Raw genomic sequence first — 24100 nt, 5'->3', positions numbered from 1 at the left:
GGTAGGGCACGCCGCTTGGGCACAACCGCCATCGGGCCCCAGTCAGAAAAGTGTTGTCGATGCGGACAGGCCTGCCTTCGGCGTCATTCTCCTGTCGGTGTCTGGCGGCATCCGCGTTTGTCCAGTGCAGCCATGAAGGCCTCAAACTGCCCGTCGTCGATACCGAAGGTGTGTTCCGCAGCAGGGAATGACCCCTCGCGTACTTCATGCGCATAGCGGGCCACAGCTTCACCCGCCATGCCGGCGAGGTCGGCGTAGCGTTTGACGAATCGCGGTGAAAGCTCGCCGTACAGCCCCAGCATGTCGTGTAGAACGAGCACTTGCCCGTCGCAACCCGCGCCCGCGCCTATGCCGATGGTGGGGATGTGCAGCCGGGCCGTGACCTGTTCGGCGACCGGTGCCGGAACACATTCGAGCACAAGGCTGAAACAGCCCGCTTCCTGCAAGGCAAGCGCGTCGTCGAAGAGGCGCAGGGCCGCTTCCGCCTGTCTTCCCTGAACCTTGAAGCCTCCCATCTCCGCCACCCGTTGCGGGGTGAGGCCCAGATGTCCCATGACCGGGATGCCCGCGTCGACCAGTGCCCGTACCTGCGGTAGCACCGGGCCGGCACCTTCGAGTTTCACCGCACGCACGCCACTCTCCCGGAAGAGACGCGCACCGTTGAGGAGTGCGTCACGCACGCCGGTCTCGTAGGTCATGAAGGGCATGTCCGCCACGACCATCGCGTGCCGCGTACCACGTACCACCGCGCGGCAGTGGTGCAGCATCTCGTCGAGGGTGACCGAGAGGGTGTCTTCACGCCCAAGCATGACCATGCCCAGCGAGTCGCCCACGAGAATGAGGTCGGCCCCGGCACCATCCACGATACGGGCTGAAGTGTAGTCGTAGGCTGTGAGCATGGCCAGACGCTGCCGTCCCTTGGCCTTGCGGATGTCGGCGGTGGTGAGTGGCCGTACGCCTTGCCCGGATGTCGGCGTGGCTGAAGAGGGGGGCGTATGTGTGCTCATGGTTGCTCCTTCGCTGTGTTCGTCTCCGGAGTGTACTGCCGCCACCCCCCTGAAGGCAAATGCGGGAGTGGCCTGCGATATGGCTCCTTCAAGATAAAATGATCTTTGTATCGAACTCGTTGCGAATAAATCTAATGCGAGCCCTATAGTCTGTTGGCGAATGGTCGAAGAGAAGGGCAAGCACGGCGGATTGGTCGCAGGGACGCGACCGGCAGTGTGCCGCCGCCGGGAACGACTGAATATTCATGGAGGAATATTATGTCACTGGTTATCAATCACAACATGATGGCGATGAATGCCGCTGGGAACCTGAGCAACTCGTACGGCAAGCTTTCCACTTCCGTGCGCAGGCTTTCTTCCGGCCTTCGTGTCGGCACTGCTGCCGACGACGCGGCCGGTCTGGCCATTCGCGAACTGATGCGTTCCGACATTTCCGCGCTCAATCAGGGCGTGCGTAACGCGAACGACGCTATTTCGCTCATCCAGACCGCTGACGGCGCCCTCGGGGTCATCGACGAGAAGCTCATCCGCATGAAGGAACTGGCCGAACAGGCCGCGACCGGTACCTACACTTCGGACCAGCGTCTCATCATCGATTCGGAATACCAGGCCATGGCCTCGGAAATCACCCGAATCGCCAACGCGACCGACTTCAACGGTCTCCATCTGCTCAACGGCAACCTGTCCTCCGATACGCACGACGGTTCGGGGCTGCAGTCCACCGGCAAGATGAAGATCCACTTCGGTACCGCGAACGACTCCGCCGAGGACTACTACTACGTCCAGATCGGCACCTCGACGGCTTCGGCACTTGGCGTCGGCAACCAGGCTACCGCCGGTAGCGCCGGTTACACCATCTCCACCCAGTCTGCCGCGCAGCAGGCCCTGGTGGCGATCCAGAACGCCATCATCTCGAAGGACAACATCCGTGCTTCTCTCGGTGCGTTGCAGAACCGCCTTGAGAACACCATCAGCAACCTGCGCACTCAGGCCGAGAACCTGCAATCCGCCGAATCGCGCATTTCCGACGTGGACGTCTCGTCGGAAATGACAGAGTTTGTGCGCCAGCAGATTCTGACCCAGTCTGCGGTGGCCATGCTCTCGCAGGCGAACTCGCTGCCTCGTATGGCGATGCAGCTTCTCGGCGGCTAACGGCCGACCGGGCGGAGAGGGGATTCTCCGGGACACACACGACCGGGCCGCGCAAGCGGCCCGGTTTCTGCGTTTCAAGGCCCTGCGTCTGGTCGTACCTGCGGGCACACCGCGGGAGGGTGTCGCCGCATTTACAGTGCCCCCGATGATGGTGCATGGTGCGCAGACAAGGAGAGATGCATGTCACGAACGTTTGCGGAACGCCTGCCGGAGATGCTGGCATCCGTCTTTGTCGTATTCTTCATCGTGCTGGGCATCGCCCCGGCGGACAGGGCGGTCTGGATTGCAGAGGCCGTGCCCGTGGTCTTCGTCTTTACCATTCTGGTGTTCACGGCGCGCAGATACCGCTTTTCGAACGCCGCCTACCTGCTGATGTCATTCTGGCTTTTCTGGCACACCGTGGGTGGGCACTTCACCTTTGCCGCCGTGCCCTTCGGCTTCGTCTCGGACATCATCGGTGCAAGCCGCAACCATTTCGACCGGATCGGTCACTTTTCGGTGGGTTTCTATGCCTACGCCTTCACCGAGATCCTCGTCCGGCGGCGTCTGGCGGGTCCTGTGGTCTCCACACTGTTCGGCCTGTTCGCCATCATGTCGGTGGCGGCGGGGTATGAGATTCTCGAATGGTGGTACGCCGTGAGCAGCGACCCCGAGGCGGGCATCGCCGTGCTGGGCAGTCAGGGTGACATATGGGACGCGCAGAAGGACATGCTCTCGGATACGCTGGGGGCGCTCTTCTCGCTTGCGCTCTTCTGGACGGCAGGCAGAAGGTGGGGAAGCCACGACCCCGTCCCGTCAGCCCGATAGCTGACCGCTGTCCTGCTGCCTTGACGGGGGGAAGGTGCGCTTCGTTCACCGCAGCACACGATAGGCGTTGCGGCTGCCTGTCGTGACGATGGGGCGATGTCTTTCCGTCTGGCGTGCAGAGACCGGAGACGACCCGCCACCGAGAGACCGTATTCTGCATCACGCGTAAAGCCCCCGCGACATCTCGTCGCGGGGGCTTTACCGTCTGTGGTATGTGCGTACGGGTTACGCTGTGCGAATCTCGATGCGCCGGGGCTTCGCCGCTTCCGCCTTGGGCAGGAAGAGGTCGAGTTGTCCATCTCGCAACGTCGCCTTGATGCGTTCACGGTCTACGATGTCTGAAAGGGTGAACGTGCGGGCGTACGATACGGCATCGAATTCGACGTGCATGGCGTTGCCCTTGTCCACCGGTGCGTAGGTACTCGTTCCCCTGATGGTGAGTTCGTTCTCCTCAAGGTCGATGGCGAGTCCTTCGGCACCCACGCCCGGAAGGTCCATGAGAATATGGAAGCCATCATCCATCTCGAGGATGTCCGTGGCGGGAACGACCTGCCTCGTGGTCTCGGTATCCTTCTGCATTATTCTGCCTCCGTGGTCATACCCGACTTCGGGAGTTATGATTCGATGTGTCGTGTGTTCCTAGGACTGTATGGCGATGCGGCGCGGTTTCACTGCTTCGGCCTTGGGAATGGAGACGCGCAGGATTCCGTTCACGCTTCGCGCTTCGACATTGTCCCTGTCGACGGGGACATTCATGTTGATGATGCGCTGGAAGGATCCTGACGAGCGCTCCTGCCTGAACATCCTTCCTGAAGACGCCTTGCGTTCTCCCTTGATGATGAGATTGCTCTCGGTCAACGTGAGTTCGATGTCTTCAGGGGTTACGCCAGGAACGATGACATCGACAACGTATCCGTTATCGCTTTCATAGACGTTGACGAGAGGATACTGTGTTCGCCTTGCGCCACCGGCCTGCATCCTTGCAAATTCATCGAAGAGCCTTTCGAAGTTCTTCGGGACATCATACAGACTGTTGAAGTCGATCACCATGTTCGTACCTCCTTGTCGTTGGCAAACATCAGGATAATGCGTACGTCCGGGCTGTCAACAGTGTGAGTGGACAAAGATGACGGAGTCTTCCGCCCCGGCGTTACCCTTTGACAAGCCGCACCTCTGCGGCTACCGGAAGGCACCCGGTACGGTCGAGGCTGCTGCCATTGCCTGCCGGGCGATGTCCTGATGGAGGTTGGAGCGGTGGGAACAGTCATCGATGTGCAGGTAGGAGCCCTTGAGGAGACCCGCAAGGCGTTGCATGAAGAGCTTTCCGTCATCGTGGGCGCGGCGGCGAAACTGACGCAGGTGGTACGCATCGAGCGCATCGTCGCCGCTGCTGATTTCGCGTCGGTTGTCGCGACAGCGGTTGCGGAGACGGGGCGCGGGGGAAGACGTCCCGCAGGTGAGCCGCACATCCTTTCGGTGCCGGGACGTACCGGGTGGGTGATGGTGCTGCATCCACGCCTGTTCGGCCCCGGCTTCGACGCCCATATCCGTCATGCCCTCTATTGGCACGAACTCACGCGACTTGTGCACAAGATGACGTTTCCTGCCCTGCTGCGCGGCAAGGTCGATCGCGAACGTGTGCTTATGGGTGAACTCTACAGGGCCTTCGGCGAGTACGATGCCGCGCGCAAGGCGTGGGCGTGGCGCGACGCGCTCGTTCGGGATGCGCTGCACGAAGAGCTTTCCGGGCGGGCCGTGGATGATTTCGTGCGTTCCCTGGCAGGGCAGGCTGCCGTGGCACTCGGGCACGGGCGCGAGGACATGGCGCGTCGCCTGAATGACACCTTGCGCAAGGATGGAGATGTCGCCGGCTTCCTCTCCGTCATGCGTGGCATGGTGGTGCAGCGCACTGTGGCGCTGGCACTGGCGTGGGCCGGGATGGACCATGCCCCGGACAAGGCGCTTGAGGTGGCTGGTGCACTGCGTGACGGATTGCCCGTGGCGGCGCAGCCCCTGCTGTCGTTCTTCAGGAATCGCCATGTGTCGGGAGTGACCGACCTGCGCGAGGGCGTGGCACTGCTTGATGCCCTGTGGCAGGCGTGGGGGCTGCACCTTGCGGACGGACCGGACGGGTTGACGGCCCTTCCCGTAGAACCCTTCTGATGATCGTTCCGGCGGGTACGGTGACTGTTCCCGCCTCATCTTCCGTAGGCTAGTATGTCGCGGTGGGGGACATGTACTGCCGGGGCAGAGGCACTCCGGTGCGTGCGTCGGCGTCGTGGACTCTCGCGGTTCGTTGCGGAAGTCTGCGTGACAGCCATGCCTCCATGCGCGGGCATGCGCGACGAGTGCGCGCAGAATGCGGTACGGACCACGGATGCGGGATGGTCGTGCATCCCCCGCCGCATTTTGGGCTTTGTCTAGGTTTCCGGCAGCCATGAACTTCCCGAGGAACCAGAAGCCCCAGAAGCCGGATGCACGCGGTGCTCTCGCCCCGGTCCGTCGGCTGTCATAGAGGCATCAGTCCGTGAATATGGCGCACTTCGTGTGCCCGATGCCGTTCCCATCGGCGCAGGTCGTGGTTATAGTCTGCGGGCGCGAACCGTCGCGCCAACGCCACTGCCCGGAGACGCCATGACCAGACGCCGCATGTACGCCATTCTCGCCCTCATCCTGTGTAGTATCGCCGTCGGCGTGTGGCTGTATGCCCGACGGGGGACGGCCGACCCCGTCATCCGCGAGACGGCCACCGTCACCAGGGGCGAAGTGCGCAAGACGCTCGAAGCCACGGGCATCATCAAGCCGCAGGTGGGCGCCGTGGTCAAGACCGGTTCGCGGTTCACCGGTATCATCCGCAAACTGCATGTGAAGGTGGGCGACCGGGTCGAGAAGGACGAGGTCATCGCCGAAATCGACGACCGTGAACAGCGCGCCCAACTTGATGAGGCAGAGGCGAAGCTGCGGCAGGCCGAGGCCGAAGCCGCGCGCGTTGAGACCTCGTACCCGTTGCAGATACGCGAGGCCGAAGCGCAGGTGCAGGCCGCCCGTGCCGAAAGCGAGTACGCCGCCCTGACCATGGAACGGAAGCGCAAGCTGGTGGAACAGGACCTCGACGCCCGCAACAGCCTCGACGAGGCCCAGCAGCGGTCGCGCAGCCTCTCCAACGTGCTGGTGGCCCGTGAAGCGACGCTCGACAGGCTGCGTAACGAATTCCGCACCGAGCGCAAGCGCACCCGTCAGGCCGCCGAACAGGCGAAGGCTGCCCTTGAGACGGCGCGCATCCGCCTTTCCTATGCCGTCATCCGCAGTCCCATCAGCGGTATCGTCAGTCAGGTGACGGCGCCCGAGGGCGAGACCGTGGTCGCCGGTTTTCAGGTGGTGAACCTCATCACCATCCTCGACCCGTCGCGTCTTGAGATGTGGATTTACGTCGATGAGACCGATGTGGGGCAGGTGCGTCCGGGGCTCGACGTGGAGTTTCGCGTCGACTCCCAGCCCGAGAAGACGTTCCGGGGCGTGGTCGACCAGATATACCCGCAGCCGGAGATACGCGACAACATCGTCTACTATCAGGCCCTCGTGCGTCTCGACCCTGCCACATCCGAACACCTGCGCCCGGAGATGACCACCCAGTGTCGCATCATCGTCGCCAGCAAGAAGGACGTGCTGGTGATACCCAATGACGCCATCAAGTGGGTGGACGGCGGGCGTGTGGTCTTCATCGACGATGGTGGCAAGGTGCGGCGCGTCAAGCCTGTGCTTGGCACTGCGGGACCCGACGTCACCGAGGTCGTGGAAGGGCTGGCTGAGGGCCAGAAGGTGGGAGTGCGCGTGGAGTTGCCCGGTGCCTCCAAGGGGGCACGCAAGTGACCGTGTCCGGCGCTACGACGCCGTCGCCCGCAGAAGCGTCCGCAGAAGTGTCCGCGGGCGTGTCCCCGGACGGGCATGGGGGAGGCCATGCGGAGGCGCTCATCGAGGTGCGTGACGTATGGCGCACGTTCACGCAGGGCGACCTTGCGGTGGACGTACTGCGCGGGGTCACGTTCTCCATCCGCCCGGGCGAGTTCGTGGCCATTCAGGGAACGTCCGGGTCCGGCAAGTCTACGCTGCTGCATATCCTCGGCTTGCTGGACAGGCCCTCCTCGGGCGTCTACCGGCTGGCGGGCGAGGACACCTCCACCCTTGATGACGACGCCCTGAGCCATCGGCGCAACAGCCTGACAGGCTTCGTCTTTCAGAATTTCTACCTCATCCCCTATGCGACGGCGCTGGAGAACGTCCTGCTGCCGGGCATGTACGCGGACACGCCGTTGCGTCAGCTGCGCCAGCGGGCGGCTGAACTGCTCGACATCGTGGGCCTTGGCGACCGGATGGACTTCACCCCGGCGCGCCTTTCAGGCGGGCAGCAGCAGCGCGTCGCACTGGCGCGGGCGCTGCTCAACGACCCCGCACTGGTGCTTGCCGACGAACCGACAGGACAGCTCGATTCCGCCACCAGTGCGGAGATACTGGCGTTGCTCGGGCGTATCAACAAGGCGGGCAAGACCGTGGTGGTGGTCACGCACGACGCCGCCACGGCAGCCTGCGCGCGGCGGCGCATCTTCATCCGTGATGGTGTCATCGAGAGTGACGCCCCCATCACGCCCACTGCACAGGATATGGGCACCCCTCTGAAGGGGGGCGCAGGCGGGGCAGGAGAAGCGGCTTCCGATTCCTGCGGTGCCGAGGCTTCCGTGCGGGGTTCCGCTGCCGGAGAGAGCGCATGACGCGAGACCCCTCGGCCACCTGCCCGGAGGACACCGTGTCGCGTTGCGCGACAGGGTGCCCGGAAGACGGCACGGCGGGCGGCGTGGTGGAGCCCATGGCCGGGGGCGTTTCCGCAGGCATGGCCTCAGGCGGGGCCAAGCTCATGGAGGGGCATACGCAGGGCCACATGCAGGGGCGTATGCCCGGACGTACGCTTGGACGCATGGCGGGCCAGGTGGCTGCCCTCACGGGACTGTCGCCGCGCCTGCTGTGGCGGGCCCTTCGCATGGCCTTCTTCGCCCTCGGGGCCTACAGGCTGCGTAGCCTGTTCGTGGTGGCGGCGGTGTCGCTGGGCATCGCCTCGCTCACGGTCATCGTGGCGGCAGTCGATGGCGCAAGCAAGAAGGCCGAAGAGATAACCGACATGTTCGGCCCCGATGCCGTGCTGGTGTTCGGCGGTTCGACCATCCACCGGGCGGTGGGGGACAGGAACCTCACCCTGTCGTGGGATGACGCCCTCGCCTTGCGTTCGTCGTTGCCAGGGGCGTATCTTGTGGTGCCCATGCGTGCCAAGAGCGCTGTGCGCCTCAAGAATGGAGACGCCAATTACGATGTGCCCATCGTGGTGGGTGCCACAGAGAATTACGCCGAGGCATGGAACTGGCCTCTCGTCGAAGGGCGCGACTTCACCGCCGAGGACGTCCGGCGCGGGGCGCGTGTCTGCCTTCTGGGAGACAAGCCCGCCCGCGAACTTTTCGGGGATGTGAGCCCCGTCGGGCGTTCGTTCCTCATGGCGGGTGTGCCCATGACGGTGGTGGGCCGTCTCGCCTACAGGGGCATGTCGGGCGGCGGCGGTAGCGTCGACGACCGCCTCATCGTGCCCATCACCACCCTCACGCAGCGTTTCAACCTCGACCGTCGCTATTTCCGGGCCCTGCGCGTGAAGTTCACCGATGCGGAGAACATCGACCGCCACGTGGCCGACCTCACGTCGCTGTTGCGCGACCTGCATGGACTCAAGGGGGAAGACCCGGATGACTTCACCGTGCTCACTGCTAGCGAGGTGCGTCGCTTCCTGTCCATGATCAAGGGCGGGCTGGTGCTCTTTCTGGGCATCACGGCGGCAGCGGCCATGGCGGTGGGTGGCTTCGTGCTGGCCAATCTATTCTATCTCTCCGTCACGGAACGCCGGGTCGAGATCGGTCTCAAGAAGGCGTTGGGGGCACCCTCCCGCGCCGTACTGGTGCAGTTCCTGTGCGAGGCCGTGGCCCTGACGCTGCTAGGGGCCATCGTGGGCCTGCTGCTGGGCATGGCCATGGGGCAGGCACTGGAACGGCTGGGATTCATCGAGATGGTGCTTTCCGCCAAGGTCTTCGGCATCGCCGTGGTCGCCTCATCGGTCGTGGGAGTGGTCTTCGGCCTGCGTCCGGCCCGCGCCGCCGCGGCCCTCGACCCTATCGCCGCCTTGCGGGGAGGGGAGTAGATGCGCGGTCTGGGCATCATCCTCAAGTCGCTGGCGGCGCACCGTACCCGCGCGTTGCTGGCCATGCTGGGCGTCTTTCTGGGGGCGCTGGCCCTCACCGCCGTGATGCACGTGGCCGGGGCCATGGTGCTGAAGGCTGACCTCGAGACGCAGAAGCTGGGGCCCAATCTGCTTCAGGCCCTTTCTGGGCAGGTGCGTTTCCGGCGTGACGGCCCTTCGGGTGTTAGCGGCGTGAACCGTACCTTCACCCTTCAGGACGCCGAGGCCATCCTCGGGGGCGTGGCGCAGGTGCGCGACGGCGTACCCTACTGCAACGCCCCCATGCCGGTGCGCTACGGCAGCATCAAGACCACGTCGCAACTGGTGGCGACCCTGCCCGGATTCGCTCGCGTCAGGGCCTACAGCCCCGCATACGGGCGATTCATCTCCGACGAGGACGAAGCAGGCCGGGCGCTGGTGTGCGTGCTGGGCACGGCCATCGCCACACGCCTGTTCGAAAGACCCGACAATGCCGTGGGGCGCACCGTGTTCTTCTTCCGCGCCCCGGTGCAGGTCGTGGGCGTCATGGAGGAGAAGGGGCAGGACGTGTCGGGCACGAACCTTGACGAACAGGTCTATGTCCCTCTTTCCACGTACATGCGGCGCATGGCCAATCAGGACTGGATAAGCGGCGTCTACATGAACCTGCATGACGGGGCCGACGAGGAGGCCGCAAGGGCGGCGGTGACAGCCATCCTGCGTTCGCGGCATCTCATCGCCGCAGGGCAGAAGGACGACTTCTCCGTCCTTTCCGCACGCGACGCCAACAAGCTGCGCAAGGAGGCCCTCGACCTCGTGCAGACGCTCGGGGTGCTCAGTTCATCCATCTCGTTCGCGGTGGGCAGCCTCGGCATCCTGTCCATCATGACCCTGCTGGTGCGCGCACGCAGGCTGGAGATAGGTGTGCGCCGTGCCGTGGGGGCCAGCCGCAACGTCATCGTGCGGCAATTCCTCGCAGAGGCGGGACTCATGGCAGGGGTGGGCGGCACGCTTGGTGTCGTCGTGGCCCTTGCACTGGTGACCGTGGTCTATGCCGTGGGCGACTTCCCCTATACCTACGACCCGCTGCTGGCCGCCGGGGCCTGCATCGCCTCGGTGGTGCTGGGTGTCGCGGCCGGGGCCTATCCCGCATGGCAGGCGTCACGGGTCGACGTCCTCGACGTATTGCGGCACCCCGAATAGTCAGGAGGCGGGCGTCCGGGGACGAAGCATCGCCGCATCCGGCACATGGTGCATTGCCGGAGTGAGGCGACGCAACGCTACTTGTGCTTGCCCTTGCCGTTCTTGCGTTCCCACCATGACCTGTCGGGGCCGATGAACCACCAGTCCGTGTGGTCGGTGGTGGCGATGGTGTTCGCCAGTTCGCGGCCTTCGGCGGTGCGTAGCCGCTGCAGGGCGCATTCGAGCCATTTGGCGGCATAGCGGTTGCCGAGGTCGAGTTCCTGCTTGAGGTTGAGGATGAGGTCTATCTGGTCTGCATCCTGTGCGAGGCGCGCCTCGATGGTGGCTGCGGACTCGAGTTCATCCCACAGGGGCAGCAGGTCGTCGGCGAGGCCCGTGCCCTCGGTGGCATGTTCGAGTGCCGTGCGTGGGGCGCTGGTGTTGTAGATGCGGTTCACATAGTTGAAATCGCCGATGCGTGCCTCGTGGAAGTCGTGGAACAGGCAAAGCAGGGCGGTGTGGGCGGTGTCCGCGTCGGCCATCCGTGCCAGCACGAAGCCGATGACGGCAGTACGGAACGAATGCTCGGCCACATTCTCCTGTCCCGTTCCGAGGAACTGGTAGCCGGTGCGCGGGGTGCGGCGGAGCATCCCCGCCTCGAAGAGGAAGTCGGCAAGCCGCTTCATGCGGTCGCGTCCCTGAAGGTTCTGTTGCGGGTCGCAGGCTGTCATGGTGCCTCCTGAAAAGATAGGGGCCGGAGGTCGTCCGGCCCGGCGCAGCTTAAGCGTTGTGGCGGTGGATGTACAGACATGGCGGCGGCGCGGCAAAGGGGGGGCCGCGTCGATGACGCAACAGCCTGCCGCGCCTTCCGGCCCGCATGTTCGGTGCAGATGGGTCATCCATGGTGGCGTAGCTTTGCCTCCATGTTACGTACCAGTTCGCCTCAAGATTACGGGTGCTCACGGGCGCGCTTCGCTGTCGGCTGGCCGCGTGAGACCGCGCCGCAGGCAAGGTCTTCGCGCCGGGTGCGAGGTCGTCACCCCAGCCACCCGCGCCGTCTGAAGAACCATAGCAGTCCGGCGGCTGTGGCGGCCATGAGCCCCAGAACCGCGAAGTAGCCATATTCCCAGTCGAGTTCGGGCATGGCCTTGAAGTTCATGCCGTAGATGCCAGCGATGAGCGTCAGCGGCATGTAGATGGACGAGAGGATGGTGAGGATGCGCAGGCGTTGTTCCGTGCGTTCCTGCATGACATAGTGGCAGTGTTGCTGCATGTCGCGCAGCCGGTATTCCATGCGGTCGGCACTGCGGGCGAGGTGGGCCTGCGTGTCAAGCATGTCGCGCAGGCGCGGGTCTCGCTGGGCGTTGGGGGCACCGCCCGCGAAGATGCCCTGCAGGGCCGTCAGGCAATAGAATTGCTCTTCGTGCTGCACGGTGAGGCGGGCGACATTGCGCTTGAAGGGAAGGATGTCGTCGACCCCCACGGCATCGGGCGTCTCGTCCAGTGTGCGGGAGAGTTCTTCGATGTGGCTGCGCGCCTCGACGAAATTCTGGATGTTGGTTTCGATGACGGCTTCAAGCAGGTACAGGAACAGGTCGCGCGCCAGCCCGAGGTGGGGGGCATCGCCCATGGTCAGGCGTTGCGCCGTCTTCACCGTGACGGGAAGGGGGGCACGGTGCAGCGAGACCACCTTGCCCGCAAGCATCAGCAGGGTGAGATAGGTGGCACGGGGGGCGTTCCATTGCTGGCGCACGGGCATATGCAGCAGTACGCCTCCGGCGAAGGCCTCGGTTTCCGGGAAGCGCCGGGTTGCGAGGCAGCTTTCAAGGATGTGCGGGGGCAGCCCCAGTCCCGTCAGTGCGGGAGTGGGGTCGTCATCCATGTCGATATCCATATCGTACCAGACGATACCTCCCTCAACGGGAGAATCCGTTGTCCGGGTGGTGTCGCCATCGCCGTGCAGGTACAGGGTGCGTATATCCATGAACGGTCGCGTATCATGAAACGGGCCGGTATGCACTCGCTGAAGTCTGCGGCCAGAGGCCTCCGCAGCCCTTCTGCCAAGCCGCATGACCGGCCACCATCCCCGCCTCCTGATGCCGCACTCCTCCTTTCGGGCTTGCCTTGCGGCGTCGGAAGCAGTAGAAACGGCCTCTTTGCCGCAAGAAACGAAGCCACAGGGTTCGCCTGTGGTTTTTTGTCGTCGTTACGGCCTTCGTGAACAGAGACTAGCGAAAAGGATGTGTTGATGAGTACTTCAGGTCTGACCGCAGGGGACAGGATAGAATCGCGCTGTTCCCGGTGCGGCGACGTGACAGGGCATGTCATCGTGGCCATGGTGGGGGGAGAGGTGGTCAAGGTCGAATGCCGCGCCTGTGGCAGCGTTCACAAGTTCCGCCCGGCGAAGCCCGTACGCGCGCGGTCGGAGGCCCCGGCTGTGCGTCATGTGCGTTCCGGCGCTTCGCGTAGCGAGGCCGTGGCGGTGTCGCGTTCCGAGGCTGCGCGCAAGGCTGCCGTAACCCGCGCGGCCACCCGTGCCGCGCAGGAGGCACAAGCCACCGAGATCGCGTGGAAGGTCGCCATGGCGCGGCAGGTTCAGGACGGAGGCGTGCCGTACCGCATGGACGGCGTCTTCGAAGAGGGGCAGATCATCACCCACCCGACCTTCGGACTGGGTGAGGTGCGTGCCATTCTCAGGCCCGACAAGATGGAAGTGCTCTTTCAGGACGGTATCCGCGTTCTGCGTTGCGTCTGCTAGCCATACGTCGTTGCCGTTCCCGTGCCCGCACCGTCGGCACGGGTTCCGATAGCGTGAAGCCCCCCGGAGTCTCTCCGGGGGGCTTTTCGGTCGTTGAGGCTTTGGTGTAGGGCGGGCACGCGAGGGGACATCCGTGTCACGACCGCCATCAGGGCCGGCACAGCACGTATGGTCGGCCGCAGGGGACGTTGGCGAGGGAGTCCGGCGGCGCGTGCTGTGGGCCGCAGGGGGCGTGCTGCAAGGCAGGGATGCGGGGGACAGCCCCTGCGCGAACCTCGCTCCTTCCCGCGGGGAGCGAAATCGGAGCATTGGGGCACTGAGATGTACGCCCGGCAGTGCTACGGCGATTCAGGGATGGCGTCGCCCTGCGCGGGCAGTGCCCATGTGGTGGAGATGTGGGCCGGAATGTCGGCCTCGGGTACCGGGCGTGACAGCAGGTAGCCCTGCACGGCATCACATCCCAGTCCGGCGAGGAAGGCGAACTGTTCTTCGGTCTCCACCCCCTCCGCCACGACCGCCAGTGAGAGGCTGTGGGCAAGCACGACGACGGCCCGAACGATTTCACGGTTGCCTTCGCCTTCGGGTGTGGTGGACTGCGAGACGAACGACCTGTCGACCTTGAGGGTGTCGACCGGGAACCGCTGCAGATAGGCCAGCGATGAATAGCCGGTGCCGAAGTCGTCGATGCCGATGCCTACCCCGAGGTCGCGCAGGGCCGAGATGCGTTGCAGGGCCGTTGTGGGGTCTTGCATGATGGCCGTTTCGGTTATTTCCACCTTGAGGCACGAGGCGGGTAGCCCCGTCTTTTGCAATGCGTCGCGCACGCTTCCCGGCAGCGTGGGTTGCGCGAACTGCAGGGCGGACATGTTCACGGCCACGTAGAGGTCGTCGATGCCGGGAATCTGCAGGCGCCAGCGCGCCAGTGCCGTCAGCGCGGTTTCGAGCACCCAGTGGCCGAGGCGTGTGATGATGCCCGTCTCTTCAGCCACGGGGATGAACGCCGTGGGCGGAATGAGTCCCCTGAGGGGGTGACGCCAGCGCACAAGGGCTTCAAATCCGAGCAGCGCGCGCGAGCGCGTGTCGAACACCGGCTGGTAGTCCAGTTCGAACTGTCCCCAGCGGAGTGCCGCCCCGAGGTCGTTCTCGAGGTTCATGGCGTCCATGGCCTGCTGGTGCATGGTGCGGTTGAACACCCTGAACCGTCCGCGCCCCTGTTCCTTGGCCTGATACATGGCGATGTCCGCGTCGCGGAGCAGTTCGTCGGCGGAACCGTAGCCATCGGTGCGCAGCACGATGCCGACGCTGGCCGAGGTTCGCAGCAGCTTGTTGGCGACGCGCGCAGGTCGTTCGACGGCCTTGATGACCCGGCGGGCGACATGCACCACTTCGCGCGGGGTGGCGACATCCTCCAGCAGGATGGCGAATTCGTCACCACCGAGGCGGGCCACCGTGTCCGCAGGGCGCAGCACGGGGCGCACCGCCGCAGAGACCATCTGGAGCAGCCTGTCGCCCACGGCGTGCCCGTGGCTGTCGTTGATGATCTTGAACCTGTCGAGGTCGATCATCATGACGGCGAACGAGCGCCCCTTGCCGCGCAACGAGCGTAGCCGCGCCTGTTCGATGCGTTCGAGAAGCAGCGTACGGTTGGGCAGCCCCGTGAGGCTGTCGTGCAGGGCGAGGTAGGTGAGTTGCTCTTCGTTCTGCTTGCGCTCGATGGCCACGGCAATCTGGTCGGCGAGCGAAGTCATGAGGCGTGCGTCGCTGTCGGAGAAGGCATCGGGGTCGGAGTAGTGCTGCAGCACCATGGCACCGATGACCTTGCCGCGCACCCTGAGGGGGGTCCCCAGCCAGACCGAGGCGATGGTGCCGATGTAGGCGCGGCCTAGCAGGTCTTCGTACGAGAGCAGCAGTTGGCGCCCGGTGCGGATGACCTCAAGGGTCGGGGGCGGCGAGGCAAGGCTCGAGATGCTCTCCAGCCGCGGCAGGGAAGGGTCCTTCTCGTCGGTATGGTAGGGGAATTCGAGCCGGTCCTGCTTCTCGTCGACGAGGGCGATGAAGAAGTTCTCGGCGGCGACATAGCTGCGCAGGATGTCATGGATGGTGCTGAACAGCCCCTCGATGTCGTGGGTGACATTCACCGCGTTGGATATCTGGAGCAGGATGGCACTGATGATCTCACTCTGTTTGCGCTCGGTGATGTCCGCGATGGACCCGGTGATGCGTCTTGGCCCGCCTGAACCGTTGCGCTGGACGACGCCGTGGCAGAGTACCCACCGCCAACCCTGTACGGGATGGCGCATCCGGCATTCCAGCGAGAAGCGTTCGACGGGTTCCGTCATGAGCGATTGCGTCAGCGTCACCATCCTCAGCCTGTCATCCGGATGAACCTGCAGGGAGAGGTCGCGGAGAAGGGTGTCAGGTGCGCTTGCGCCCCCACGGCCCAGTATCTCGACACAACGGGGTGAATGGTAGAGTTCGCCGGTGGTGACGTCCCATTCCCAGATTCCCTCGTTGGTGGCTTCGATGGCCATCTGGTAGCGCTCGCGGCTTTTGGCGAGCGCTTCCAGTTCAATCCTGCGTTCGGTCACGTCACGGATGACCTGTATGACTGCGGTGACCTTGCCGTGTTCGTCCGTGAGGGCCGATGCCGCCGTCCACACGAACAGCCCGCGCCCCTTGCGGAAGAACGGGAGAGGCAGTTCCACCACGATGCGGTGTTCAGTCTGCTCAAGAAGACTGTACCGCGCGGCCGGGATGATGGCCGGGTCGCGCAGCAGGTCGCACAGAATGGGGATGCGCTCACCGTAGAACGGCAGGGCATATTCGTAGTCGCCCTTGCCTATCATGTCGGCCGCGGCGATGCCCGTGAGTTCTTCCATGGCCCTGTTCCATGCCACCAGCCTTCCTGCGGCATCGACCACGAGCGTGGCATCGGGGTAGAAGTCGATGATGTCGGCCAGGTTGCGGCTTGTCTGGCGTAGCTTGTCCCGTGCCTCTTTGAGTTGCGAGATGTCGAGCAGGAAGCCGTCGACGTATGACTGTACATCGTCGTCCTGCGGTACTGCCCGTGCCGAGACGAGCCCGGTGAAGCTGCGTCCGTCGCGGGTGCGGCACAGCACCTCCTCGTTCACCAGCCCGCCGGATGCGGCGATGCGGGCAAAACTCAGGGGACAGGCCTTGGGGTCGTCGCAGAGGATGAGGCGGCGTGCCTCCTCCGACGCGAGCAGTTCTTCGGGCGACGAGAACCCCCATAGCCTTGCCATCTCGCGATTGGCACCCACCATGGAACCGTCGGGCATGATGCGGAAGATGCCCACCGGCGCATTGTCGAGGATGGACATGTAGCGGTGATGTATGGCCTCGACACGTTGTCTTTCGAGGTTGCGGCGGGTGGTGTCGAACACGAGGACACGGCGGTGTCCCCTTTCGTCGGGCGTGGTGGCAAGGCAGTCCAGCGTGCGCAGTGAACCGTCAGCGTGTGCCGCTTCAATCGAGAACGACGCCTGCGACCACGCGCCGTCCTTCGTCGGGGGAAGCAGGTGCCGGAGTCTGGATGGTGCCTCATCCGGCGAGACGCCAAGAACGTCCTCCGTGCCGTTGCTTGCCATGACGACAGCGCCGGTTCCATCCACATCGAGGGTGAAGTGGTTGTCTGGCAGGCGTTCAAGAAAGCCGTCGAGCATGTTCTCGGTGCGGCGGCGTTCGGCACGTTCCTTCTCCATGCGTCTGCGCAGCGCGAGGTTGCGGCCGAGTACGACGACCAGAAGCAGGAATGTCAGTACGCCAAGAAGCACGAGGGGCCGCATGAACGGAAAGGCCGTCTGCGCACCGTGCCACATGGCCTCAAGGTCGCGGTGGTCGGTATCCGCCAGACGGGAGAAACCGAGTCGAATGCGTTGCTTGCGTGCGATGTCGGCAGCGGGGAGGGCCGCCACTAGCCGACTTGAGGCTACGGCGATGCCCGCATCGAAACCTTCGAGGCGTCCGTGTTTGCGCAGGTAGTCACCATGGGCCATGTAAAGGGCAATCTGCCGTACGTTTCCGGCATGGGCGGCGGCAAGCAGACTGGTGGTGTCGGGAAAGACGACGGGATTCACTCCCGGCAGCGTATCCTGCAGGATGGTGGCGAGTCCCATCCCGGCCGGGATGGCGGGTGATGTGACACTCCCCTGCCCCTGGTCGGCAGGGTCAGGCGAAGAGTTCCCGGTATGCGAGAAGATGCCTACGGAAAGATGGCCCACCTCTGCCGCTTCGGCGAGACCGAAACGAGGCAGCAACTGGGCGGGCAGGGCGGCGACGGCGTCGATGCGCGACCGGGCGAAGGCGTCGGGAATCTCGTTCTCCGTGACAGGCACAAAAATCACGGGAGTGCCCGTGGCACGCGTCCAGCTTTCCCATACGGTGACGACCAGCCCCTGTGGGCGTCCTTCCATATCGAAGAACTGGTATGGAGGCATGTCGGGCCGCAGGGCGAGGCGCAGTGGCAAAGACCCTACATCGGAAGCCCGGATAGGTGATGCGCCCGCTACGATGAGCGCAATGACCACACAGCACAGCAAGGCGCGGATGTAACGTGACATTCTGGTCTACCTGCTTGGAGTCTCTACCTCAATCGTTGACCGAAAGAAAGAGTCATGTGCACGAAGAGGCACAGTAAGGGATACACGGCAGGGCGCCCGCATTCGCTGCATGATTCCGACATCATTAAAACTACATCGCTTTTTCTGTTGACGCTACGCGCGGCTTGGGGCATGGGCATTGAAGGCCCGCGCGACGGGCAGATTGGTTCTGCCTGCTTTGAGGCGCGAACATTTCGTTATTTTTTTCAAGAGGTTTTTCTCATGGCCAAGTCCATCTACGTCGGGAACCTTCCCTGGTCCGCCACTGAAGAGCAGGTGCAGGACCTCTTCTCTCCGTTCGGTCCCGTTCTTTCCGTAAAGCTGGTCAGCGACCGTGATACGGGTCGTGCCCGTGGCTTCGGCTTCGTCGAGATGGACGATGCCGAGGCTGTCGCCGCCATCGAAGCTCTTGATAACGCTTCGTTCGGTGGTCGCACCCTGCGCGTGAACGAAGCCCGTCCCCGCGCGCCCCGCCCGCCCCGCTACTAGGCGACGCGTCCGTGCCGTATCTCGCGCCCCGGTCGTTCCGGGGCGTTTTTCATGTCCTCCATTATAGTCTTGGCTATGTCGCGGTTGCCGGAAGCCTTCTCACTCACGCCCTAATCATGCCATATCACGTGAGCGGATGCTGCTTATGATTTCATGTCGTATCGGAGCGTGGGGGCGGACTGGCATGGTGCAATCACGACGCATCGCGCTACCCGCGCCGTGGTGTTGCCGGGGCTTTCAGCGCGACTCCCTTGCTTCGGTTCCCGCTTGGGGATACAAGAGAGGGGTAAAACTGGTCGGCGTGCCGACACAGAACCATGAAAGGAGATGAAAATGCGCAATTTGAAGACCTGCGCCTGGCTTCTCATCGCCACGTTGCTCCTCGCCGCGTGCGGCCCCAGTTATGGCGGCAGCACCTATAAGGGCGGTCAGGCCCGTACGGCCCACACGGTGCAGTGGGGTACCATCGAACAGATCAACGATGCCACCATCGAAGACCAGCAGTCCGGTCTAGGCATGCTCGGCGGTGCCGTCGTGGGCGGGGTCCTCGGCAACATGGTGGGCGGCGGCAAGGGCCGCACCCTCGCCACCCTTGGTGGCGCCGTCGGCGGTGCCGCCGCGGGCTATGCGGGTGAGAAGGCCCTCAACAACAAGCGGGCGCTCGAAATCACGGTCCGTCTCGAAAACGGACAGGTCATGTCCATCGTGCAGGAACCTGACGAAGTGTTCACCGTGGGCGACCGTGTGCGCGTGCTGCAAGGCAGCGACGGTTCGGCCCGGGTGCGTCACTAGTCTGCACCCTGTACACCTGACGCCGAATGCGTATAATGAACCCGCCCCCTTCCGGGGCGGGTTTCTCATGCCACGGTACCACGGCCGACGGGCCTCACTTCCCTAGCGATGGAGGATACCACATGCTCGACCCGAGAGACTGCATTCTGTACAGCGGCGGTGCCACGGGCACCGAGGCCCATTTCGGTGGCATTGCCGAGAAGTATGGTCTTGAAGAGGTGAACTACAGCTTCGAGGGGCACCAGATAGAACGCACACGTGGCGTGAGGGTGCTGACCTCTGAAGAACTCGCCCTCAAGGACGTGAGCCTCACCTACGTGTCGCGGCTGATGAACCGCCAGTACACGCGCGCCCCTCTTTTTCGCAAGGTGTTGCAGTCCATCTGCTGGCAGGTGAGCTGCGGGCATGAGGTCTGGGTGGTGGGCTCCATTCAGGAGGACGACACCGTGACCGGCGGTACAGGCTGGGGTGCCGAGTTCGCCAAGATATGCAACAAGCCCCTTTACGTCTTCGACCAGACCCGCAACGGCTGGTACATGTGGGACAAGTCCGCATGGTCGCCGGTCAGTGAGCCACGCATCGGCCACCGGCATTTCACGGCCACCGGCACCCGCTTCCTTGAAGACAACGGGCGTGCGGCCATCGAAGCCCTCTTCGCCCGCTCCTTCAACGTCTAGCATGGCGTCCTCGCCATGTGTCGGCAGCCACCGATGCATTCCGGGGAGGCGCTAGCGCCAAGGAGTCTGCGATGTGCGCCGTACGCATGTCCCCGGTGGCGGCAAGCATGCGCCGGACGACTACCGTACCTGACGGGCGTTCATCGTGTTTGTAGAACGTGGCATTAGCGGTACAAAAGTTCTTTGCAGGGGGCCGCTTCGGCGGCCCCGTTTCTTTTCGACATCCGTCCGGAGCCTTCCATGCCCAGCGCACCCGTGACCTCCGATACCTCGCGCAAGGGCCTTGTGGCGGGATTGGGGGCATTCGCCCTGTGGGGCCTGCTGCCCCTGTACTGGAAACAGCTGCTCGACGTTCCCCCGTTCGAGATTCTCTGTCACCGCATCTTGTGGTCTTTCGTCTTTCTCTTGCCCGTGGTGGTGTTCTCCGGTCGATGGGCAGAGGTGCGTGCCGCTGTGCGCGACCGGGGGACGTTGCTGCGTGTGGCATGCAGCGGTCTGCTGGTCGGTTTCAACTGGTATCTCTACATCTGGGCGGTGAACACGGGCCATGTGCTGGAGACGAGCCTTGGCTACTACATCAACCCGTTGATGAACGTGGCGCTGGGTTGCGTGTTCCTGCGTGAACGTCCCTCGCGCCTGCAGGTGGCAGCCATCGCCCTTGCCGCCTTCGGGGTGCTGTGGATGCTTGCCGGGTACGGGCGCTTCCCGTGGGTTGCGCTGACGCTGGCGGGGTCGTTCTCTCTGTATGGCTTCATGCGCAAGACGGTGAAGGTCGCCTCCGTACCCGGACTCTTCATCGAGACGAGCATCCTTGCACCTTTCGTCGCGGTGTGGCTGGTGCGCCTGCACCTTGGCGGCGGCGGTGCGTTCATGCATCTCGCCCCGACGACCGACCTGCTGCTCATGGGGGCGGGCGTGGCGACCTCCACGCCGCTCATCTGGTTCGCCTTTGCGGCGCGAAGCCTTCGTCTCACCACGGTGGGGGTGCTGCAATACCTTGCCCCCACACTTGCGTTCATGCTCGGGGTCTTCGTCTTCCATGAACCGCTCACGCCGTCGCATCTGGTGACGTTCGGCTGCATATGGGGGGCGCTGGCCCTGTACACCATCGAAGGATGGCGCGCCCTGCACAGAAAGCCCTGATTCCGGACTGCGTACCCTGTTCCTGCACACCCGCCTCCCGGTGACGGTACGGTGCATACCGTATCGTCCCGGCGTCTTCACGGAGTATCGTCTTGACCATGGCATTCGGAACGGGCGAACTTGCCGCCCTCGGCACGGCCTGCATCTGGGCCGTTTCCTGCCAGATACATTCGCAGCTTTCCCGCGAGATGGGAGCGACCAACCTGACACTCCTGCGTCTGCCGCTGGCGGTGGCACTGCTTGGGGCTGCGTGTGTCTTCTCAGGGGTGTCGTTCGACCACCCCGCTTCGGTGTGGTGGTACTTCTCGCTGTCCGGGCTGACCGGCGTGGCCCTGTGCGACTGGCTGTTCTACGGTTCGACCGTGCTGCTTGGCCCGCGGGTGGCCTGCGTGTGCCAGTCGCTTGCAGCCAGTATGACGGCCTTTCTGGGCGTGATGTTCCTCGGCGAGAGTCTCGGCTGGGCCGGAGTGCTTGGGATAGCTGTGGCCACGGTCGGCGTCATCATCGTCGTCACGGACGGCGGCGGCCGGTCTGATGGGCTGGCCACGACCCCGGGTCAGCGCCGCAAGGGCATCGCCCTTGCCTTGGGGTCGGCGTTGGCCCTCGCCCTTGCCATGTTCTTTTCCAAGAAGGGATTCAGCACCGGGGCAGACCCGCTGTTCTGTGCGTTTCTCCGTAACGTGGCGGCGGCGGTGGTCTTCTGGCCCGTCGTGGCCCTCATGGGCGGTTCGCGGGCTGCGATGCAGTCTTTGCGAAGCGGGCGGGGAGTGTTGCCGCGCATGGCGCTGGGGGCCGTACTTGGCCCCGGCATCGGCATGTGGCTTTCACTTGTGGCGGTGGCCAACACCGACACGGGCGTGGCAGCCACGCTCATCGGACTTGAGCCCATCGCCATCATGCCCGTGGTATGGTTCATGACGGGCAGGCGACCGACGGTGCGTGCCGTGGTGGGGGCCGCTGTGGCCTTCGCAGGCACGGCACTGCTGTTGATGCGGCACCACCTGTAGCGCTGCTTCCGTGCCTCGTGTGATGACGGGGCGCAGGGCGCTGGTGCCAGCAGTCCGTTGGCAGACTGGACAGGGCGAAAGAGCGCCGCGAGGGGCGGGTGAAGTTTCGGTGGTGTTATCCCGCACCGTGCCGCGGCTTCGCCACGCTGCGCGGGGCAAGATGCCTCGCCGCGCCCGCCAGATGTTCTGCGCCGGTGCGTCGGGCCAGATGCTTCGTCGTCGGTGCAGACGCTGTGTCGGGCTAGATGCTGCGTCGGGCCTGTGACGATGGGGTCGCCGACACCCCGGCCCCCCTTGCCGAAGGGGACACGCTTCGTGACTCCCGGCGAGATGGATGCCGCGCGTCGTCGGGCCAGATGCTTCGTCGTCGGGCAAGATGCTTCGCCGGGGTGCAGATGAGGGCGTTGTCCCGACCTGGGGCAGGGCTAGGCCGCGGCCTCGTCGTCGGCTTCGTCCCCGTCGATTGCCGGGGCGGCTGCGGTTGCCTTCTCTGTGTCCGTCCCGTCCTCCTTGTAGGGTGCGGGTGTGACGCCGTGCATCTCCTCGAAGGCGCGTCCCCAGAGGATGAGGTGCTCAAGCACGGGCATGAGCGTCCGGCCCAGTTCCGTCAGCGAGTATTCCACGCGGGGGGGGACCTGCGGATACACCTCGCGGTGCACCATGCCGTCGGCTTCCAGTTCACGCAGTTGCTGCGTGAGCATCTTCTGGGTGATGTTGGGGAGGATGCGCCTCAGTTCGCTGAAGCGCAGCACACCGTCCTGTCCGATGCGCCAGAGGATGATGGGCTTCCATTTGCCTCCGATGACCTGCAACGTGAGTTCCAGCGAGCAGTAGTAGTCCTTGCCCGCACAGTGCTTCAGAAGGCAGGGGCGGTGGTCGGCATCGCGGGCGGTGGTCTTTTTCATGGTATCCTCTAGGGTACAATGCTACTTTATGGTGTGTACTTGATGTATGGATATAGTGGGGTAGACTGGGAACGAAGTCAACGCCAAGACCGGAGGTCGTCATGGACATCTTTACAGCCATCCATTCCCGCCGCAGCATTCGCAAGTTCACCGAAGCCCCGGTGGACGCAGACACCGTGAAACGGCTTCTGGCCGCAGCCATGGCCGCACCCAGTGCGGGCAACGCGCAACCCTGGCGCTTCGTCGTCGTGGACGACCGCGCCATGCTCGACAAGGTGCCCTCGTACAGCCAGTACGCCGGCATGGCGGCGCAGGCACCGCTTGGCATCCTCGTCTGCGCCGACCTCAGTGCCGAGAAGTACCCCGGCTACTGGGTGCAGGATTGTTCAGCCGCCATCCAGAATCTGCTTCTTGCCGTACAGGGGCTTGGCCTTGGGGCTGTCTGGACGGGTATCTACCCGATGGAGGACAGGGTCGCGGCGTTCAGGCGCGAGTTTTCGTTGCCTGAACAGGTGATGCCGCTCGGTTTCATCGTCATCGGGCATCCTGCGCAGGAACTCAAGCCGCAAGACCGCTACGACGAGTCCAAGATACATCATAACGGCTGGTAGCCATGCCCATCATCACCGTTCAGGCGAACCAGCTTTCACTGGAGACCCGACGCGAACTCGTGCATGAGCTCACGCAGAGTGCGGCGCGCATCATGGGATTGCCTCCGGAGACCATCGTCGTGGTGCTCGAATGCCGTCCCGCAGAGGACTATGCCGTGGGCGGTGTCCTTCTGGCCGACAGGCATCGGGAAGGTTCATGAAGCGACACGGTCGTGCTGCTTGCGCTGCAATGGTCGCGGGGGCTTGAGGCGAAGCCCGAAAAAGCGTACCCGGATGCGGAACGGAGGCTTCGCCCTTGCGGTGGGGCCTCCTCGCATACCCAAGGAGCGAAGCATGAAGATTCTTGCCATCGATAAGGTGCGCGACAAGGCAACCCCCGAAAGGATTCGCGAGCTTTTCCTGAAGGAGATTTCGCAGTGCGTGCGGCTGTACCTCGCCGACGTGGTGCGCGAGATGTACTTCAGGCAGGACAGGTCGGGTACCGTGCTGGTGCTCGAAGCCCCCTCCGTCGACGACGCACGGGCCATGCTGCGTGAACTGCCGCTGGTGCGTGAAAAGCAGGTGGAGTTCGACCTCATCCCCCTCGGGCCCTACGTTCCTCTCGGACTGCTGCTGCAGGACGAGGAGGAGACGCCCGCACAGGCGACCGTATCCGCCAATTAGCGTAACGTCCGCACGATGTGCCGAACAATGCATCGTGCGGA

General features: G+C 64.1%; 23 protein-coding genes. 16 read left to right on the top strand and 7 right to left on the bottom strand.

What is annotated here, in order from left to right; translation table 11 throughout:
* Window positions 1-83: 83 nt before the first annotated feature.
* Window positions 84-1007, bottom strand: coding sequence for a 3-methyl-2-oxobutanoate hydroxymethyltransferase (gene panB, locus DVU_RS11450; protein WP_010939717.1), 924 nt, complete (start codon window positions 1005-1007; stop codon window positions 84-86).
* Window positions 1008-1265: 258 nt separating this feature from the next.
* Here panB and DVU_RS11445 point away from each other — a divergent pair, with 258 nt between their 5' ends.
* Together DVU_RS11445 and DVU_RS11440 are read left to right on the top strand one after the other, a co-directional pair.
* On the top strand, window positions 1266-2159 hold the full coding sequence (locus DVU_RS11445; protein WP_010939715.1) for a flagellin N-terminal helical domain-containing protein: 894 nt from the start codon (window positions 1266-1268) through the stop codon (window positions 2157-2159).
* A 180-nt stretch (window positions 2160-2339) separates the two neighbouring features.
* Window positions 2340-2966 carry a DUF2238 domain-containing protein gene (locus DVU_RS11440; protein WP_010939714.1) on the top strand — a complete coding sequence of 209 codons (627 nt, stop codon included), beginning with the start codon at window positions 2340-2342 and terminating at the stop codon, window positions 2964-2966.
* A gap of 225 nt (window positions 2967-3191) precedes the next feature.
* Here the strand turns inward: DVU_RS11440 and DVU_RS11435 are convergent, their stop codons facing one another.
* Both DVU_RS11435 and DVU_RS11430 read right to left on the bottom strand, forming a co-directional pair.
* Window positions 3192-3545: an Hsp20/alpha crystallin family protein gene (locus DVU_RS11435; protein ID WP_010939713.1), complete on the bottom strand. Its 354-nt coding sequence runs from the start codon at window positions 3543-3545 to the stop codon at window positions 3192-3194.
* A 60-nt stretch (window positions 3546-3605) separates the two neighbouring features.
* Entirely contained in the window at window positions 3606-4016 is a 411-nt protein-coding gene (locus DVU_RS11430) for an Hsp20/alpha crystallin family protein (protein ID WP_010939712.1), read from the bottom strand.
* Between the two features lie 204 nt (window positions 4017-4220).
* Here DVU_RS11430 and DVU_RS11425 point away from each other — a divergent pair, with 204 nt between their 5' ends.
* The 5 genes from DVU_RS11425 (at window position 4221) to DVU_RS11405 (ending at window position 10416) form a co-directional block, all read left to right on the top strand.
* Window positions 4221-5129, top strand: a complete 909-nt coding sequence (locus DVU_RS11425; protein ID WP_014524519.1) for a hypothetical protein — start codon at window positions 4221-4223, stop codon at window positions 5127-5129.
* Window positions 5130-5600: 471 nt separating this feature from the next.
* Entirely contained in the window at window positions 5601-6836 is a 1236-nt protein-coding gene (locus tag DVU_RS11420; protein WP_010939710.1) for an efflux RND transporter periplasmic adaptor subunit, read from the top strand.
* Window positions 6833-7732, top strand: coding sequence for an ABC transporter ATP-binding protein (locus DVU_RS11415; RefSeq protein WP_014524518.1), 900 nt, complete (start codon window positions 6833-6835; stop codon window positions 7730-7732). The genes DVU_RS11420 and DVU_RS11415 overlap by 4 nt, the downstream gene beginning before the upstream one ends.
* Window positions 7729-9195: an ABC transporter permease gene (locus tag DVU_RS11410; RefSeq protein ID WP_014524517.1), complete on the top strand. Its 1467-nt coding sequence runs from the start codon at window positions 7729-7731 to the stop codon at window positions 9193-9195. The genes DVU_RS11415 and DVU_RS11410 overlap by 4 nt, the downstream gene beginning before the upstream one ends.
* Window positions 9196-10416 (top strand): ABC transporter permease, encoded by a 1221-nt coding sequence (locus tag DVU_RS11405; protein WP_010939709.1) that lies wholly within the window; start codon window positions 9196-9198, stop codon window positions 10414-10416.
* Window positions 10417-10493: 77 nt separating this feature from the next.
* Here DVU_RS11405 and DVU_RS11400 read toward each other — a convergent pair whose 3' ends face one another.
* On the bottom strand, window positions 10494-11126 hold the full coding sequence (locus tag DVU_RS11400) for an HD domain-containing protein (protein ID WP_010939708.1): 633 nt from the start codon (window positions 11124-11126) through the stop codon (window positions 10494-10496).
* A 305-nt stretch (window positions 11127-11431) separates the two neighbouring features.
* The gene (locus DVU_RS11395; RefSeq protein ID WP_223294656.1) at window positions 11432-12379 is read right to left on the bottom strand and encodes a magnesium transporter CorA family protein; all 948 of its coding nucleotides are present in this window, start codon (window positions 12377-12379) and stop codon (window positions 11432-11434) included.
* Between the two features lie 264 nt (window positions 12380-12643).
* On the opposite strand from DVU_RS11395, the gene DVU_RS11390 reads away from it, so the two are divergent.
* Window positions 12644-13153: a hypothetical protein gene (locus DVU_RS11390; RefSeq protein ID WP_011791839.1), complete on the top strand. Its 510-nt coding sequence runs from the start codon at window positions 12644-12646 to the stop codon at window positions 13151-13153.
* A 338-nt stretch (window positions 13154-13491) separates the two neighbouring features.
* Here DVU_RS11390 and DVU_RS11385 read toward each other — a convergent pair whose 3' ends face one another.
* Window positions 13492-17733, bottom strand: coding sequence for an EAL domain-containing protein (locus tag DVU_RS11385; protein ID WP_010939704.1), 4242 nt, complete (start codon window positions 17731-17733; stop codon window positions 13492-13494).
* 261 nt (window positions 17734-17994) lie between these two features.
* Between DVU_RS11385 and DVU_RS11380 the strand changes: the two genes are divergently transcribed.
* From DVU_RS11380 to DVU_RS11360, 5 genes are all read left to right on the top strand, one after another.
* Window positions 17995-18261 carry an RNA recognition motif domain-containing protein gene (locus tag DVU_RS11380; protein WP_010939702.1) on the top strand — a complete coding sequence of 89 codons (267 nt, stop codon included), beginning with the start codon at window positions 17995-17997 and terminating at the stop codon, window positions 18259-18261.
* 333 nt (window positions 18262-18594) lie between these two features.
* Complete coding sequence (locus tag DVU_RS11375) at window positions 18595-19053, top strand: outer membrane lipoprotein (protein WP_010939700.1); 459 nt, start codon at window positions 18595-18597, stop codon at window positions 19051-19053.
* A gap of 122 nt (window positions 19054-19175) precedes the next feature.
* Window positions 19176-19730: a hypothetical protein gene (locus DVU_RS11370; protein WP_011791841.1), complete on the top strand. Its 555-nt coding sequence runs from the start codon at window positions 19176-19178 to the stop codon at window positions 19728-19730.
* Window positions 19731-19970: 240 nt separating this feature from the next.
* Entirely contained in the window at window positions 19971-20873 is a 903-nt protein-coding gene (gene rarD / locus DVU_RS11365; protein WP_011791842.1) for an EamA family transporter RarD, read from the top strand.
* 98 nt (window positions 20874-20971) lie between these two features.
* Entirely contained in the window at window positions 20972-21880 is a 909-nt protein-coding gene (locus DVU_RS11360) for a DMT family transporter (protein ID WP_223294680.1), read from the top strand.
* A gap of 425 nt (window positions 21881-22305) precedes the next feature.
* Here the strand turns inward: DVU_RS11360 and DVU_RS11355 are convergent, their stop codons facing one another.
* A complete protein-coding gene (locus DVU_RS11355; RefSeq protein ID WP_010939695.1) occupies window positions 22306-22785 on the bottom strand; it encodes a winged helix-turn-helix transcriptional regulator in 480 nt (159 codons plus the stop codon).
* A 101-nt stretch (window positions 22786-22886) separates the two neighbouring features.
* Between DVU_RS11355 and DVU_RS11350 the strand changes: the two genes are divergently transcribed.
* From DVU_RS11350 to DVU_RS11340, 3 genes are all read left to right on the top strand, one after another.
* Window positions 22887-23396 carry a nitroreductase family protein gene (locus tag DVU_RS11350; RefSeq protein WP_010939694.1) on the top strand — a complete coding sequence of 170 codons (510 nt, stop codon included), beginning with the start codon at window positions 22887-22889 and terminating at the stop codon, window positions 23394-23396.
* A gap of 2 nt (window positions 23397-23398) precedes the next feature.
* On the top strand, window positions 23399-23596 hold the full coding sequence (gene dmpI / locus DVU_RS11345; RefSeq protein WP_010939693.1) for a 4-oxalocrotonate tautomerase DmpI: 198 nt from the start codon (window positions 23399-23401) through the stop codon (window positions 23594-23596).
* Between the two features lie 133 nt (window positions 23597-23729).
* Window positions 23730-24059 carry a hypothetical protein gene (locus tag DVU_RS11340; RefSeq protein ID WP_010939692.1) on the top strand — a complete coding sequence of 110 codons (330 nt, stop codon included), beginning with the start codon at window positions 23730-23732 and terminating at the stop codon, window positions 24057-24059.
* Window positions 24060-24100 lie beyond the last annotated feature (41 nt).

Origin of the sequence: Nitratidesulfovibrio vulgaris str. Hildenborough (assembly GCF_000195755.1) — a bacterium.
Taxonomy (GTDB): domain Bacteria; phylum Desulfobacterota; class Desulfovibrionia; order Desulfovibrionales; family Desulfovibrionaceae; genus Nitratidesulfovibrio; species Nitratidesulfovibrio vulgaris.
This window is presented reverse-complemented; position numbering and strand designations above follow the sequence as displayed.

Excerpts from the sequence above, each read along its gene's own strand:
- panB (WP_010939717.1), bottom strand. The coding sequence starts at position 1,007 with ATGAGCACACATACGCCCCCCTCTTCAGCCACGCCGACATCCGGGCAA.
- DVU_RS11445 (WP_010939715.1), top strand. The coding sequence starts at position 1,266 with ATGTCACTGGTTATCAATCACAACATGATGGCGATGAATGCCGCTGGG.
- DVU_RS11440 (WP_010939714.1), top strand. The coding sequence starts at position 2,340 with ATGTCACGAACGTTTGCGGAACGCCTGCCGGAGATGCTGGCATCCGTC.
- DVU_RS11435 (WP_010939713.1), bottom strand. The coding sequence starts at position 3,545 with ATGCAGAAGGATACCGAGACCACGAGGCAGGTCGTTCCCGCCACGGAC.
- DVU_RS11430 (WP_010939712.1), bottom strand. The coding sequence starts at position 4,016 with ATGGTGATCGACTTCAACAGTCTGTATGATGTCCCGAAGAACTTCGAA.
- DVU_RS11420 (WP_010939710.1), top strand. The coding sequence starts at position 5,601 with ATGACCAGACGCCGCATGTACGCCATTCTCGCCCTCATCCTGTGTAGT.
- DVU_RS11410 (WP_014524517.1), top strand. The coding sequence starts at position 7,729 with ATGACGCGAGACCCCTCGGCCACCTGCCCGGAGGACACCGTGTCGCGT.
- DVU_RS11405 (WP_010939709.1), top strand. The coding sequence starts at position 9,196 with ATGCGCGGTCTGGGCATCATCCTCAAGTCGCTGGCGGCGCACCGTACC.
- DVU_RS11400 (WP_010939708.1), bottom strand. The coding sequence starts at position 11,126 with ATGACAGCCTGCGACCCGCAACAGAACCTTCAGGGACGCGACCGCATG.
- DVU_RS11395 (WP_223294656.1), bottom strand. The coding sequence starts at position 12,379 with ATGGATATACGCACCCTGTACCTGCACGGCGATGGCGACACCACCCGG.
- DVU_RS11390 (WP_011791839.1), top strand. The coding sequence starts at position 12,644 with ATGAGTACTTCAGGTCTGACCGCAGGGGACAGGATAGAATCGCGCTGT.
- DVU_RS11385 (WP_010939704.1), bottom strand. The coding sequence starts at position 17,733 with ATGTCACGTTACATCCGCGCCTTGCTGTGCTGTGTGGTCATTGCGCTC.
- DVU_RS11380 (WP_010939702.1), top strand. The coding sequence starts at position 17,995 with ATGGCCAAGTCCATCTACGTCGGGAACCTTCCCTGGTCCGCCACTGAA.
- DVU_RS11375 (WP_010939700.1), top strand. The coding sequence starts at position 18,595 with ATGCGCAATTTGAAGACCTGCGCCTGGCTTCTCATCGCCACGTTGCTC.
- DVU_RS11370 (WP_011791841.1), top strand. The coding sequence starts at position 19,176 with ATGCTCGACCCGAGAGACTGCATTCTGTACAGCGGCGGTGCCACGGGC.
- rarD (WP_011791842.1), top strand. The coding sequence starts at position 19,971 with ATGCCCAGCGCACCCGTGACCTCCGATACCTCGCGCAAGGGCCTTGTG.
- DVU_RS11360 (WP_223294680.1), top strand. The coding sequence starts at position 20,972 with ATGGCATTCGGAACGGGCGAACTTGCCGCCCTCGGCACGGCCTGCATC.
- DVU_RS11355 (WP_010939695.1), bottom strand. The coding sequence starts at position 22,785 with ATGAAAAAGACCACCGCCCGCGATGCCGACCACCGCCCCTGCCTTCTG.
- DVU_RS11350 (WP_010939694.1), top strand. The coding sequence starts at position 22,887 with ATGGACATCTTTACAGCCATCCATTCCCGCCGCAGCATTCGCAAGTTC.
- dmpI (WP_010939693.1), top strand. The coding sequence starts at position 23,399 with ATGCCCATCATCACCGTTCAGGCGAACCAGCTTTCACTGGAGACCCGA.
- DVU_RS11340 (WP_010939692.1), top strand. The coding sequence starts at position 23,730 with ATGAAGATTCTTGCCATCGATAAGGTGCGCGACAAGGCAACCCCCGAA.